A 12,391-nucleotide genomic window follows, 5' to 3' on the forward strand; every position below is an offset into this window, starting at 1 on the left:
GGAATACCAGCATGCCAGCTTCAAGATCGTCCTTCGATAACCCACCATGAAACGCAAAACTCAACATACGGTTAACAATTCGCGGAAGCCTCTTGTCGCCATCGTCATGGGCAGCCAGTCGGATTGGGCGACCATGCAGCACGCCGCCGCGGTTCTGACGGATTTTAAGGTGGCGCATGACGTCAAGATCGTCTCGGCGCACCGGACGCCGAAGCGGCTTTACGAATTCGCGTCGAAGGCCGCCGACGCCGGTATTCAGGTCGTCATCGCGGGCGCGGGCGGCTCGGCGCATCTGCCCGGTATGATCGCCGCCATGACGCCCTTGCCGGTGCTCGGCGTGCCGGTGGAATCGAAAACGCTCGACGGCCTCGACAGCCTGCTCTCCATCGTGCAGATGCCCGCCGGAATTCCGGTCGGCACGCTGGCGATCGGCAAGGCGGGCGCGATCAATGCCGGGCTGCTGGCCGTGAGCATTCTTGCCGGTCACGATCCCGCGCTCGCCAAACGCTATGCGGCATGGCGCTCGAAGCAAACCTCCAGCGTGGCGCTGCGGCCTGAATGAAAGTTGTCCCCCCCGGCTCAACCATCGGCATTCTCGGCGGGGGACAGCTTGAGCGCATGACGGCGCTGGCCGCTGCCGCGCTCGGATACAAGACGCACATCTATTGCCAAAGCGACAGCGAACCCGCGGCGCAAGTCAGCAGCCGGGTTACGCTGGGAAGCTTCGCCGAATACGCGGCGCTGTCGCGCTTCGCCCGCGCCGTCGATGTCGTGACGTTCGGCTGGGAAAATCTTCCGCTTGAGACCATCGAGGCCGTCGCGGATATCGTGGCCGTTCATCCCGGCGCGAAAGTCCTGTCGGTGGCGCAGGATCGCGTGAACGAGAAAACTTTCGCTCGCGAGCTTGGCATCGCCACGGCGGATTTCATCGCCGTGAATAGCGCGGCGGAACTGGCGGCGGCTCTGCAAACCATTAAACCGCCCGCGATCCTGAAAACCCGCCGGATGGGTTATGACGGCAAGGGCCAGACGCGGATCATGCCGGGCGACGATCCGGCGGCGGCATGGGATAAAATCGGCGGCGCGCCCGCCATTCTCGAAGCGATGGTAGATTTCGCTTTTGAAATTTCCGTCATCGCCGCGCGCCGCGCCGACGGCGCCACGGCGGTTTATCCTCCCGTGCTGAATATTCATAAAGATGGTATCCTCGCGGAAACTCATGCGCCTGCCGATATTCCGCCCCAGGTTAAACAGCAAGCCGAAGCCATGGCCCTGCGTCTCGCCGAGGCGCTGAAGGTCGTCGGGCTGCTGGCGGTGGAAATGTTCGTCTTAAAAAAGCCGGATTCGGCGGGAAACATGGCGCTGATGAATGAAATCGCCCCCCGCCCGCATAATTCCGGCCATTGGACGATGGATGCTTGCGCCACCAGCCAGTTCGAGCAGCTGGTGCGGGCGATCTGCGGGCTGCCTTTGGGTTCGACGGAGGCTTGCGGCCACGCCGTGATGCATAATCTTATTGGCGATGATGTGAAAAATTGTCTCCAATGGCTGGAGACGCCGAACGCCCATCTGCATCTTTATGGAAAATCCGAAATTCGGACTGGACGCAAGATGGGCCATGTGACGATAGTGAAAACCTAAGACAACGGAGCGCGATATGACTCAGGATCTTAAAGGCAAAACCGCCATCGTCACCGGCTCGACGAGCGGGATCGGGCTTGGCATCGCGCATCTGCTTGCGAAGTCGGGCGCGAATGTCATGCTGAACGGCTTCGGCGACGCCGCCGAGATCGAAAAGACGCGCCAGAGCATCGAAGCCGAAGGCAATGGCAAGGTCGCCTATAACGGCGCCGACGTGACCAAGGCGGATCAGGTCGCGGCGATGGTGGAGGCGGCGAAGGCCGCGTTCGGCTCGGTCGATATCCTGGTCAACAACGCGGGCATTCAGTTCGTTGCGCCGGTCGAGGAATTTCCGCTGGAAAAATGGGACGCGGTGATCGCCACCAACCTGTCGTCTGCCTTTTACGGCATCCGCAGCGCGTTGCCGGTGATGCGCAAGGCGGGCTGGGGGCGGATCATCAATATCGCCTCGGCGCATGGTCTGGTCGCCAGCGCGCAGAAGATCGCCTATGTCTCGGCCAAGCACGGCATCGTCGGCATGACCAAAGTCGTGGCGCTGGAGACGGCGGGGCAGGGCATCACCTGCAACGCCATATGCCCCGGCTGGGTATTGACGCCGCTTGTGCAGAAACAGATCGATGCCATTGCGGCGAAAGAGAATATCAGCGTGCAGGCGGCGTCGGACAAGCTGCTCGGCGAAAAGCAGCCGAGCAAGCAATTCGTCAAGCCTGAAGATATCGGCGGGATGGTGCTGTATCTCTGCTCCGCTTCCGCCGAACAAATCACCGGCGCGGCGCTTTCCATCGATGGCGGCTGGACGGCGGGTTGATGGCCGAGATCGTCAATCTCCGTCAGGCCCGCAGGGGCAAAAAGCGCGAGGCCGAAGCGGGACAGGCCGACGCCAACCGGCTGAAATTCGGCCGCACCAAGGCCGAGAAGAAACACGGCAAGCAACAGGCCGAGCTCGACCGCGCCCGCCATGAAGGGCATCGGGTGGAGGATGAAGAAATATCCTGAAGTTGAAGCGGCAAAGCTTTTTCGGAATGAAATAAACCCCTGTGGCATATAAATCACAAGAATAAGAATGTAAGAACGTACTACTTGTATCGGGCTAGTCGTTTCCCCATGTCAATTGCACGAACAATAGAGGGAAAACGTCATGCAAAATATGAATTCCACTGAGTATTTAGAGTTTATCGCGAAAAACAATCTCTATCTTTTCTATGAGAAAGATGTTCCTGGGGGAATCACAGGAAAGCGTGATGCCATTACGATGGGAGATAAAGATGGCCGTCGGGCAGGACTTTCTAACCCTTTAGGTTATTCCAATAGTTGCTTAGAACTTCCAATGGAGGTTTTTGAAGATTTTCTTACAGCTTCTTTCGTAAAGAAGACCGACGAGGAAGATAAAAATGGATCCGCCATGTTTTGTCTAACAGAGGAAGGAAAAGCTCGTGGAATGTCTTAATGCGCACGGCTTATCACAAGAGAGCTATATCGGCGTAATAGGCTCTAAGAATCCTTCTGAATCTTATCCGCCGCCGTTTGCAGATGCACGGCGACTTCGTTCAGCCGGTTGATGACATCGTCGCCGCGGTCGCGCAGCGAGGAGAAGATGTCGGTCATGTTCGTCAGGGCCTGATCGATTTGATCGGGCGGCCCGGCAGCGGCAGGCAGAGGCACGACATTGTTATTCTGGTCGTTGGCGGCATGGCGCGGCAGACGCCCATCCAGCCTGTTCAACTGGCTGGAAATCTGGCCGAGCGCCGACACGATTCCGGACAGCGCCGTCATCAGCTGCGGCGTGTCATGCGCGGGCGCGGTGACCTGCATGGCGACAAATCCGCTCGCCTCTTCGATTTCGGCCAGCTTGCCTCCGATTCGCTCATGCAACTGTTCCGGCATGGAAGCCAGCGCCGCGCCGATATCGCGCCGCCAATCCTCGATTTCCCGGCGCAGACTGTCGATCTCCGTCTTTTCGCCATCCTGGCCGATTTGCGGAATGATCTGTCCCAGTTGTCCCGCCACCTGGCCGAGCGCGCCGGTAAGCTGGTTCAGCGCGGCGAGGCGCTGCGCCATATCTTCGACTTTGCCGTAAATGGCGGTAAGCCGCGTTTCGTTGCGCGTCGCGATCTCGTCGGTGCGCGCCGCCATGTTGTCGATCGCGTCGCCGATTTCACGGTCGAGCCGCGCCAGTTGCCCCTGCATGCCGCCCGCGACGATTTCGACTTTCGTGCCGCCCTCGAGCAGCAGGCGCGTCGCGGAGGTCAGCTGCGTGCTGGCAAGCTCGGCGCTTTCCGCCGCCGCCGCCGTCGCATCGCCCAGGCGGCGCAACTCGCCGTCCGCGATAGCGCTAGCGAGGGCCAACTGCGCCTCGACCCGCGAGATCAATTGCTCGCTCTCGGCGGCCACCCTGCTGAGCCCGGATGCCGCGTCGCCGCCGCTCTTGGTCAATTCGGCCATCAGCTTGTCGTGCTGGCCCCGCATATGGCGCAGCACATGCTCGATCTGTTCGCCGCGCGCGGCGATGCCCGCCGTCGCGCCCGCGAGATTGTGCTGCAAGGCTTCGACGCCGCGCAGCATCCCGTCCAGGCGCTTGCCGCCGCTGTCGACCTGCTTGGCGAGGGACGTGTTATGCTGCATCAGCCCGTCCACGGCGCTGGCCATCATGCCGGCGCTGGCTTCGGTGCGGACCGACAGATCGGCGATCCTGTCGGCGACGTCGGCGGTCAGCGTCATGCGCGAGGCCGCATGATCGAGCATGGCGCGCAAGGCTTGCTCGGCGTCGCCCATGGTCGTGAGGATTTCATTCATGCGGCTGCGGGCGACTTCGTTGGTCTCGGTCAAAACTTTGCCGCCGTTACGGAGCATGGTGATCGCCGCGAACATGCGCGCCGCGAGGTCTTCGCCTTCGCGCGCGAATTTCTGGCCGACGACATTGCTGAACTGCGCCGCCTCATGCATCGTCTTGTTGGATTGCTGCAATTGCTTGAGCGTGGATTCAGTCTGCTTTCCGGCAAGGCGCACGATCTCCGTCAGGGTTCCGGCGCGCTCCTCAAGCTTCGGCAGCACGGCGGCAAGCTGCCCGATCGCCTTGTCCTGAGTCCGCTGCAGCGATCCGGCCGATTGCTCCATATTCCCCTGCAGCAGCTGCAATCCGGCCATGCCGCTGCGCACGGCTTGAGTTAATTCCTGCAAATTCCGCGACAGGCCTTCGGCGGTTTCCTGCGCGCTGGCGCGATGATGGTCGCTGTCGGCCTGCAGCCGCACGACGGTCTCGCCCACGGCATGCAGCGCGTTCATCATGGTTTCCTGCAGCAGCGCGAACAGCCCTTCGCTCTTGCCGTTGAATTTCAGATGGGCGGGGCCGTCGGGCGTGGCGATGACGGCATCCGGAATTTGCGCGAAATACTGCCGCGTCTTGTCGGCGCTGCGGGCCAGCGCGCCGATGGCGTCGGTGCGCTCTTGTCCCCATATCGGCGCGGTTAGATCGCCGTCGCTCATATTCTCGATGCTTTGCGCGAGCTGGGCGAGGGGAACGGCGAGGTCGCGGGTGAGCTGGCGGTAGAGCTCGAAAGCGGTCAGGCCCGCCGTCACGGCTCCCAAAATCGTCAGCCAGACCAGGGTCGTCATGTGCGACGAAGGCGGCATATTGTAGCTGATGAACATCGCGCCGCCGGTCATGGCGGTGATGGCGATAACCACGGCGGCGAGCAGCCAATAACTGCGTTTCGTCAGCAAGCTTGGACTATCGGTTTGGGTCATGATGGGCATCCGGCAATAGGGCGAATCAGATTCCCAAGTGTCATGGAAAACCAGCCGGAAGGCAAATCCAATCCCTCCGGCTGTTTCCCTTAGAAACTGTAGCCGACAACGAGCTTGAACTGCACCGGGGCCGCAAGCTGATTGCCGTTGAAATCCTCGAAAACCGGGATCTCAACGTCGCCATACAGCTTCACCGCTTTGAAGGCGTATTCGATGCCGGGCGAAATCAGCAGCCGCCGGTAGCCGCTGTTCGACGGGTCGCCGTTCGGGCCGCCGTCGCGCAGGCGGTAAGAGCCGATAAGCTGCAGCAGCGGGGAAAGCTTGCCCGCGCCGCCCAGATCGATCCCCTTGTTGTAATAGCTGCCGATGGCGGCATTGGTTTCGGTGCCGGGGCGGTAGCCGTCCTGGGTGATGAAAGGGCGGTCCCATAGGATGTTGGCGAACCAGTTGAACATGCCTTTTGTGTCGAGCGCGCCCATGTGATAGGCGCCGAGCAGCATATTGACGCTGCCCGTGCCGGTTTGGACATCGCGCTCGAAGCCGGGATAGGTATAATCGCCCGTCGGCAATTTGACGCCGAAGGTGACGCCGGTGGACATGTCGCCTGAGAATCCGGAATAAACGCCCCGCAGCTTCACGTCGCCGAAAGCGGCATGCTGGATGTCGTTGAGGTCGCCGCTGTCCTCGTCGGCGGACCTGACGCGGCGCTCGACGTAGGGAATTTCCGCTATCGCGCCCCAACTGCGGCTGAACATATATTCCGCGCCGAAGGTATAGAAATCGCTGCGGATTCGCCGGTCTTCGTTATCGTCTTCCGGCGCGGCGGACATCCCGCTCCGGTTTTGCTTCTGGCTCATATGGTCGTATTCAATCCAGGCGCGGCCTCCTTCGCCGGTCGGCATCATGGTGCCGGTGCCGACATCGAAGACGCCGCAGCCGCAGGCGCAGGCTAGGGCGGCGTTCGGCATTAAACCGGCCAGCAAAGCGATAGCTGGCAATAGGCGGTGGAACAGTTTCATAGGTATCTCCTGAATGCATGGGTGCATGAATGCGCCGCGCGGAATGCGCGGCGTCATGGATTTTGATTGTTTGGATGGTTCAGGAGCGGAGAGGCGGCGCGCGCGGCCATGCGGCGGTTACATGCTCGTGCCGCAGTCGAGAATCCGGTTCATGCCGGCGCTTGAAATAAAGGAAAAGGAACGGCACGGCGAACAGCGCCGCCATCGCGGGCGGCGCGAAGCTCGACGCTTTCTCGAACGGACAAAACTGGAAATGTTTTTCGGCTTGATGCTCGCCGCCGTCTTTTTTCGGATCGGTTTTGTTGAGGTCTTGATCGACGTAAATCTGCTGCGCGCCATAGGCCGAGCATATCGTAATCTTGACGATGCCCTGCCGCAGGGCGGCCATATCGGGCATGAATCCCAGCGGCATCGCCGCCTTGAGCAGCAGCAAAGCGCCAAGCAGATAAATCAGCGGGCGGTTGAGGAGGGCGGAGCGCATGACGCGCCATATAACATGATCGCGGCTCATGTCAAAGGCTGCCTATAAACCCCTGAAAACCATGCGGATTTGGTGTGTGGGAAATTTCCACCATATTATACATTGCATACCCAAAACGAATCGGGTAAAGCGGAAATGAGGACAAAATGAGTTCGGGGTGCGATATCGCGCAGTTAAGCAGGTCAGTCCTCGCCGACAAGCCGGGGATGGTGTGCGTGATTAAGGTCTATATGGATGAATCTGGCATTCATGACGACTCGCCGGTTGTTTCGGTCGGGGCCTATCTTGCGCGCCCGAAAGAATGGGGTGAGTTTACCAAGAAATGGAAGTGCGCCATACGTCCCATTAAGTGCTATCACGCCACCGATGCCGCGAATCTGAGGGGTGAGTTCAAGGGATGGAAAACCGAAGATGTAACCGAAATTGTTAAAAGGGCACTTCCCATTATCCCGCAATATACAGCTATGGGATTTGCGGTCGCCATTAACTTAAACGATCTAAAGCAAGCCATGAACGGGAAGCGTGGCCTATTGAAAGTTCTGGGGTCACCATATAGAGCCTGCCTGCTTTGGACTATCGCCCTAATCATGGCCGAGAAAAATAAGAATGAAAGCATGGAGCGGATTGCCTTCTATCATGAGATAAACAACATGAGAGAGGACGCTCTTAAAGTCTATGACCATGTTCACAATACCATGAATCCGAATAGCTCTATCATGAGCTTTTCGTTTGGAGCCAAAAAAGACTATCCCCCATTGCAAGCAGCCGACGTTCTTGCCTATGAAGCTAACAAGCGGCTGCGAAATATAGCCGCGTCAAACCGTCGTGCTTTTGACGCGCTTAAACCAAATAGCGGAAAATTCGTTCTTAAATATTATGATCAAAGCAATATGGACTTTTTGATTGGAGAATTGGAAAAACTCCCCAAATATCAATCTCCGCGCCCATCATCGCACGCCAAGGCTTGAAGCGCATATCGCGACAGCAGAAAGGATAACAATTAAAACTGTTGAGATGATGATGATTCTCCATCCTGATTTTATGCGTTCTATCCAAGGGAATTTTTTGACACCACGATCTTTAATGTAGAGGGTGGCAAAAATGACAGCCATACAAACAGTCATCAATCCAAGAGCCGCCAATTTCCTAACAAAAATTTCCCAATGTTCGGAAATCCAATAAAACGCAAACCACAGAAGCCCAATGATAAGGATTGCAGCCACGGCAAAAATCGCCAGCACAAAAGACAATTTGATGATGGCCGCAGTGAAATCTCTTCCCCATACTAAGGTAATCAGTATCAGGCACAAAAGAACAGCTATGACAAAAAGCATAGTTCGCACTCCCCCATCTGGTGATCGGGGAGTGATAAGACCTGTCATTGGAAAGGCCGCGCATGTCTTTAGACTTTCGCCCTGAACATACACATGCGCCTCCCCGACCATACGGTGGGGAGTGCGAAGACGGTCACACAAAGCCGCCAATGACAGGGGTTTATCAGACCCCAGCGCCGCCTTTTAGCGGACACGGAAGGGAATTTTAAGGTCTATGGCCTGGGAGTCAAGTTCGGGCGGATTTACCGGACTTTACAGGCACAATCTTCCTGAAAGCCTTCTCGAAGCTTTTTCCGGATTCATCCGCGCCAAGCTTCCGAGCGGTTTCTATGAACCGCTCGGCTTGGGCTTTATCTTTGGTTTTGGGCCGAACCTTTTTGGGTTTTCTAGCCATGAAGGCTTATCCTGCAGCAGTCGTTCGATAAGTTAGCCGCTTGCCCATGACGCCCTTTACGGCGTTTTCGGTGCGGGTTACATCATCATAACCCAAACCCTTGCGGGCGCTATAGCGAAAATCGAACTCGGCCAGATAGCGGTGCAGATGCTTCTCGCTGCAATGCTGGTAGATACCGCGCATACCGCGCTTGAAGATCGAGAAATAGCCTTCCACGGTATTGCTGTGGATATTGCCCCTGACATACTCGCCAGCCTTATGCGCCACAGTGCCGTGAGCGGCGAATTGCTTGCCGATGCCGGTATAAAGGTTGCTCTCGTCAGTGTAGAGCTTGGCCTTGCGGTCGATATTCGCAGCCAGGATCGGCTCGACAAAGACCTTGCGGTTCATCGGGACATGAAATGACCGCGCCGGGCCGTTACGTTCGACCAGGGATATAATGGTGCGCTTGCTGCTTAAGGCGGCTTTGCCGAGCCGGGTGCGCTTGGTGACGGTATCCTTGTCGCCGTAATAGGTTTCGTCGGCTTCAACGACTTCCCCGCCACCGCCCATAGGAGGAAGCCCGTTGATCTTCATGGCTTCCCTGATCCGGTGAGAAAGGAACCATGCAGATTTCAGGGTAATGCCCAAAGTCCGGTGAAGCTGGTTGCTGCTGATCCCCTTCTTGCTGCTGCACATTAAAAAGATGGCCTGTAACCAGATATGCATTTTGATATGAGAGGACTCAAAGATAGTCCCGACCTTCACGGTGAACGGCTTGCGGCACTGGTAGCACTTGTAGCATCCAATGCGGGTAGATTTGCCCTGCATCTTGGATATGCGCTCCACGCCGCCGCAATGCGGGCAGATAACCCCATTCGGCCATACGCGGGCTTCAACCCACGCATAGGCCGCTTCTTCATCGTGGAAATGTTTTTCGTTCAGGACTGACATGGCTGGCTCCGTTTGATGAAGCCATTATATCAGAAATTATGGGTATGGCAAGTATAATATGGCGGAAATTTCCCTTGATTTTAATTTTGTCTTGAGTTATTGACTATCCCCAGAGGGCTTGCGCTCAAAATCAGCCATTCATCATTTTAATAAAAACTATAGGGATCGATATCGATCTGCAGTTTGACGGCGCTCGGGATTTTGATCGCGCCGAGCCAGCCATGCAGCAGCGCCTGAAGGTTCAATTCCTTCGCCGCGATCAGCAGTAGACGCCGCCGGTGCTTGCCGCGCAGCATCGCAAGCGGCGCGGGCGCGGGGCCGAGCAATCGCAGCTTTTCATCTTGCGGCGCGCTGCGGACAATGAAAGCGGCGGTTTGATCCACCTCGGCGGCGTTCGCGCCCGACAGGATAATCGCGGCAAGTCTGCGAAAAGGGGGAAGGGCGTAAGTTTGGCGCTCGTTAAGCTCGGCGGCGATGAACTCCGCCCGGCGTCCGCTCGCCAGCGCCTGCATGACCGGGTGCTGCGGCTGATAGGTCTGCAGGAACACGCGCCCGGCTTTGGCGGCGCGGCCGCTGCGCCCCGACACCTGCTGCAAAAGTTGATAACACCGTTCCGCTGCGCGCGGATCGCCGCCCGACAGGCCGAGATCGGCATCGACCACGCCGACCAGCGTCATTTCGGGAAAATGATAGCCCTTGGCCATGATCTGCGTGCCGATCAGAATATCGAGCTTGCGGCCATGGACTTGATCGAGAATCCCGGCGATAGCCTGCGGGCTGTCCAGGATATCGCTCGACATGATGGCGCTGCGCGCATGGGGCAGCAGGGTTTTGACTTCCTCGGCGATGCGCTCGACGCCGGGACCGCAGCTGGCGAAGTGATCTTTCGTCTGGCATGCGGGACAGGCGGGCGGCTGCGGCGTGGTATAGCCGCAATGATGGCATTGCAATTTGCTCGTCCGCATATGGGTGACGAACCAGGCGGAGCATTGCGGGCATTGCAGGCGGTGGCCGCAGGTGCGGCAGAGCGTCAGCGGCGCATAGCCCCGGCGGTTGAGGAACAGCATCGCCTGTTCTCCCGCCGCCAGCGTTTGGTGCAAGGCGTCGAGCAGCGGCGCCGAAAGCCATTTCGTCTTCGGCAGGTTTTCCGTCCGCATGTCGATCAGGCGGATCGCGGGCATCGTTGCGCCGCCGAACCTGTCGGGCAGCACGACGCGGCGGTAACGCCCGCTTTCGGCGTTGACGTGGCTTTCCAGCGACGGCGTGGCGCTGGCGAGGATGACCGGGATTTTTGCGTGATGCGCGCGCGCGACCGCCATGTCGCGGGCATGATAGATCACGCCTTCCTCCTGCTTGTAGGCCGCCTCATGCTCTTCATCGACAACGATCAGGCCGAGGCTGGCATAGGGCAGGAACAGCGCCGAGCGCGCGCCGACGATCAGTTTGGCTCCGCCTTTGGCAATGGCCCACCAGTTGATCCTGCGCTGGCGGTCTTTGAGATCGGAATGCCAGACCGTCGGCTGCGCGCCGAACCGCGCCGCGAAGCGCTCCAGCATCGCGGTGGTCAGCGCGATTTCCGGCATCAGCACCAGAGCTTGCTTGCCCGCGCCCAGGCAGGCGGCGATGGCCTCGCAATAGACTTCGGTTTTGCCGGAACCGGTGACGCCGTCGAGCAAAACAGGCTGCGGCTGTTTTTCAGCAAAGGACGTGCGCAGAATGGCGGCGGCGTCCTGCTGTTGCGACGTCAGTTGCGGCGTATGGTGGTGCGCGACGGGCGGCGCGGTTTCGGGGGCGTTCTTCGGCAGTTTAGGCAGCTTCGTGCCCATCAGCGCCATTTTCAGCATCATCCCCGGCGGCGTCATATTGTAATGCGCCGACCACAGCAGGAATTGGGTGAAGCTTTTATCCAGCGCGGGCAGGGGGGCCGGTTCGATGATGGATTTGATCTTGTCGTGGGCAAGGGTTGTGCCGGTCTTTTCCGCAAGGACCAACCCCGTCAACTGGCGCTTGCCGAACGGCACTTCGACCAATCCGTTGGGCGCGATAACCCCCGGATCGCCGAAATAATCGAAGCTTCCCGGCAGCGGTACGGGGAGCAGAACGTCATATATGGCGTTAGCTGAATTCATGCGCTAGATTAGCCCATCGATCATTCTTCGTACAGGAGCCTCCACCATGAAATTTTTCGTCGATACCGCCGATTTGAACGATATCAAAGAGCTTGCCGCCACGGGGCTGCTCGACGGTGTGACCACGAACCCGACGCTGATCGCCAAGAGCGGGCGCAATTTCATCGACCTTATCAAGGAAATCTGCGCCGTGGTCAGCGGCCCGGTCAGCGCCGAAGTGGCCGCGACCGATTTCGACACGATGATGAAGGAGGGCGAATATCTCGCCAAGCTCGCCAAGAATATCGCGGTCAAAGTGCCGCTGACTCCGGCGGGCCTGAAAGTCTGCAAGACGCTATCCTCCAAGGGCACGATGGTCAATGTCACGCTGTGCTTTTCCTCGGCGCAGGCTTTGCTGGCCGCCAAGGCGGGCGCGACGTTCATCTCTCCCTTCGTCGGCAGGCTCGACGATGTCGGCCAGGACGGCATGGAACTGATTGCCGATATCTGCCAGATTTATGAGGCATACAGCTTCAAGACCGAGGTGCTGGTCGCGTCGGTGCGCCATCCGATCCATCTCGTAGAGTCCGCCAAGCTGGGCGCGCATGTCGCCACCATGCCGCCTTCGGTGATCAAGCAGCTGTTCAATCATCCGCTGACCGACAAGGGCTTGGCGCAGTTCGTGGCCGACTGGCAGAAGACGGGGCAGACGATTTTGCCTGCGGCATGAAGGGCTC

Annotated in this window: 13 protein-coding genes; 7 read left to right on the forward strand and 6 right to left on the reverse strand. The window is 58.6% G+C overall.

The window, feature by feature from the left end; genetic code table 11:
- The first annotated feature begins 46 nt into the window (after positions 1-46).
- From purE to WDO70_11740, 5 genes are all read left to right on the forward strand, one after another.
- The gene (gene purE / locus WDO70_11720; protein MEJ0063828.1) at positions 47-562 is read left to right on the forward strand and encodes a 5-(carboxyamino)imidazole ribonucleotide mutase; all 516 of its coding nucleotides are present in this window, start codon (positions 47-49) and stop codon (positions 560-562) included.
- Entirely contained in the window at positions 559-1,641 is a 1,083-nt protein-coding gene (locus tag WDO70_11725; protein MEJ0063829.1) for a 5-(carboxyamino)imidazole ribonucleotide synthase, read from the forward strand. The genes purE and WDO70_11725 overlap by 4 nt, the downstream gene beginning before the upstream one ends.
- A gap of 16 nt (positions 1,642-1,657) precedes the next feature.
- The gene (locus tag WDO70_11730; GenBank protein MEJ0063830.1) at positions 1,658-2,449 is read left to right on the forward strand and encodes a 3-hydroxybutyrate dehydrogenase; all 792 of its coding nucleotides are present in this window, start codon (positions 1,658-1,660) and stop codon (positions 2,447-2,449) included.
- Positions 2,449-2,637: a DUF4169 family protein gene (locus tag WDO70_11735; GenBank protein MEJ0063831.1), complete on the forward strand. Its 189-nt coding sequence runs from the start codon at positions 2,449-2,451 to the stop codon at positions 2,635-2,637. The genes WDO70_11730 and WDO70_11735 overlap by 1 nt, the downstream gene beginning before the upstream one ends.
- Before the next feature lie 142 nt (positions 2,638-2,779).
- Positions 2,780-3,088 (forward strand): hypothetical protein, encoded by a 309-nt coding sequence (locus WDO70_11740; protein MEJ0063832.1) that lies wholly within the window; start codon positions 2,780-2,782, stop codon positions 3,086-3,088.
- Between the two features lie 44 nt (positions 3,089-3,132).
- Here WDO70_11740 and WDO70_11745 read toward each other — a convergent pair whose 3' ends face one another.
- The 3 genes from WDO70_11745 to WDO70_11755 form a co-directional block, all read right to left on the reverse strand.
- The gene (locus tag WDO70_11745) at positions 3,133-5,385 is read right to left on the reverse strand and encodes a hypothetical protein (GenBank protein MEJ0063833.1); all 2,253 of its coding nucleotides are present in this window, start codon (positions 5,383-5,385) and stop codon (positions 3,133-3,135) included.
- Positions 5,386-5,474: 89 nt separating this feature from the next.
- Positions 5,475-6,404 carry a hypothetical protein gene (locus WDO70_11750; protein MEJ0063834.1) on the reverse strand — a complete coding sequence of 310 codons (930 nt, stop codon included), beginning with the start codon at positions 6,402-6,404 and terminating at the stop codon, positions 5,475-5,477.
- A gap of 79 nt (positions 6,405-6,483) precedes the next feature.
- Positions 6,484-6,915 carry a DUF2946 family protein gene (locus tag WDO70_11755; protein MEJ0063835.1) on the reverse strand — a complete coding sequence of 144 codons (432 nt, stop codon included), beginning with the start codon at positions 6,913-6,915 and terminating at the stop codon, positions 6,484-6,486.
- 185 nt (positions 6,916-7,100) lie between these two features.
- Here WDO70_11755 and WDO70_11760 point away from each other — a divergent pair, with 185 nt between their 5' ends.
- Positions 7,101-7,853: a DUF3800 domain-containing protein gene (locus tag WDO70_11760; protein MEJ0063836.1), complete on the forward strand. Its 753-nt coding sequence runs from the start codon at positions 7,101-7,103 to the stop codon at positions 7,851-7,853.
- Here WDO70_11760 and WDO70_11765 read toward each other — a convergent pair.
- From WDO70_11765 to priA, 3 genes are all read right to left on the reverse strand, one after another.
- The gene (locus tag WDO70_11765; GenBank protein ID MEJ0063837.1) at positions 7,833-8,219 is read right to left on the reverse strand and encodes a hypothetical protein; all 387 of its coding nucleotides are present in this window, start codon (positions 8,217-8,219) and stop codon (positions 7,833-7,835) included. The genes WDO70_11760 and WDO70_11765 overlap by 21 nt on opposite strands.
- A gap of 400 nt (positions 8,220-8,619) precedes the next feature.
- Positions 8,620-9,546 carry an IS1595 family transposase gene (locus WDO70_11770; protein MEJ0063838.1) on the reverse strand — a complete coding sequence of 309 codons (927 nt, stop codon included), beginning with the start codon at positions 9,544-9,546 and terminating at the stop codon, positions 8,620-8,622.
- A 146-nt stretch (positions 9,547-9,692) separates the two neighbouring features.
- Positions 9,693-11,675 carry a primosomal protein N' gene (gene priA / locus WDO70_11775; protein MEJ0063839.1) on the reverse strand — a complete coding sequence of 661 codons (1,983 nt, stop codon included), beginning with the start codon at positions 11,673-11,675 and terminating at the stop codon, positions 9,693-9,695.
- 46 nt (positions 11,676-11,721) lie between these two features.
- Here priA and fsa point away from each other — a divergent pair, with 46 nt between their 5' ends.
- Positions 11,722-12,384 (forward strand): fructose-6-phosphate aldolase, encoded by a 663-nt coding sequence (gene fsa / locus WDO70_11780; protein ID MEJ0063840.1) that lies wholly within the window; start codon positions 11,722-11,724, stop codon positions 12,382-12,384.
- Positions 12,385-12,391 lie beyond the last annotated feature (7 nt).

It is taken from the genome of Alphaproteobacteria bacterium (assembly GCA_037200005.1).
In the GTDB taxonomy this organism is placed as follows: Bacteria; Pseudomonadota; Alphaproteobacteria; order UBA9219; family RFNS01; genus JBBCGY01.

What these genes read in the sequence shown, in the direction of transcription:
- purE (MEJ0063828.1), top strand. Translation starts at nt 47, where the DNA reads ATGAAACGCAAAACTCAACATACGGTTAACAATTCGCGGAAGCCTCTT.
- WDO70_11725 (MEJ0063829.1), top strand. Translation starts at nt 559, where the DNA reads ATGAAAGTTGTCCCCCCCGGCTCAACCATCGGCATTCTCGGCGGGGGA.
- WDO70_11730 (MEJ0063830.1), top strand. Translation starts at nt 1,658, where the DNA reads ATGACTCAGGATCTTAAAGGCAAAACCGCCATCGTCACCGGCTCGACG.
- WDO70_11735 (MEJ0063831.1), top strand. Translation starts at nt 2,449, where the DNA reads ATGGCCGAGATCGTCAATCTCCGTCAGGCCCGCAGGGGCAAAAAGCGC.
- WDO70_11740 (MEJ0063832.1), top strand. Translation starts at nt 2,780, where the DNA reads ATGCAAAATATGAATTCCACTGAGTATTTAGAGTTTATCGCGAAAAAC.
- WDO70_11745 (MEJ0063833.1), bottom strand. Translation starts at nt 5,385, where the DNA reads ATGACCCAAACCGATAGTCCAAGCTTGCTGACGAAACGCAGTTATTGG.
- WDO70_11750 (MEJ0063834.1), bottom strand. Translation starts at nt 6,404, where the DNA reads ATGAAACTGTTCCACCGCCTATTGCCAGCTATCGCTTTGCTGGCCGGT.
- WDO70_11755 (MEJ0063835.1), bottom strand. Translation starts at nt 6,915, where the DNA reads ATGAGCCGCGATCATGTTATATGGCGCGTCATGCGCTCCGCCCTCCTC.
- WDO70_11765 (MEJ0063837.1), bottom strand. Translation starts at nt 8,219, where the DNA reads ATGCTTTTTGTCATAGCTGTTCTTTTGTGCCTGATACTGATTACCTTA.
- WDO70_11770 (MEJ0063838.1), bottom strand. Translation starts at nt 9,546, where the DNA reads ATGTCAGTCCTGAACGAAAAACATTTCCACGATGAAGAAGCGGCCTAT.
- priA (MEJ0063839.1), bottom strand. Translation starts at nt 11,675, where the DNA reads ATGAATTCAGCTAACGCCATATATGACGTTCTGCTCCCCGTACCGCTG.
- fsa (MEJ0063840.1), top strand. Translation starts at nt 11,722, where the DNA reads ATGAAATTTTTCGTCGATACCGCCGATTTGAACGATATCAAAGAGCTT.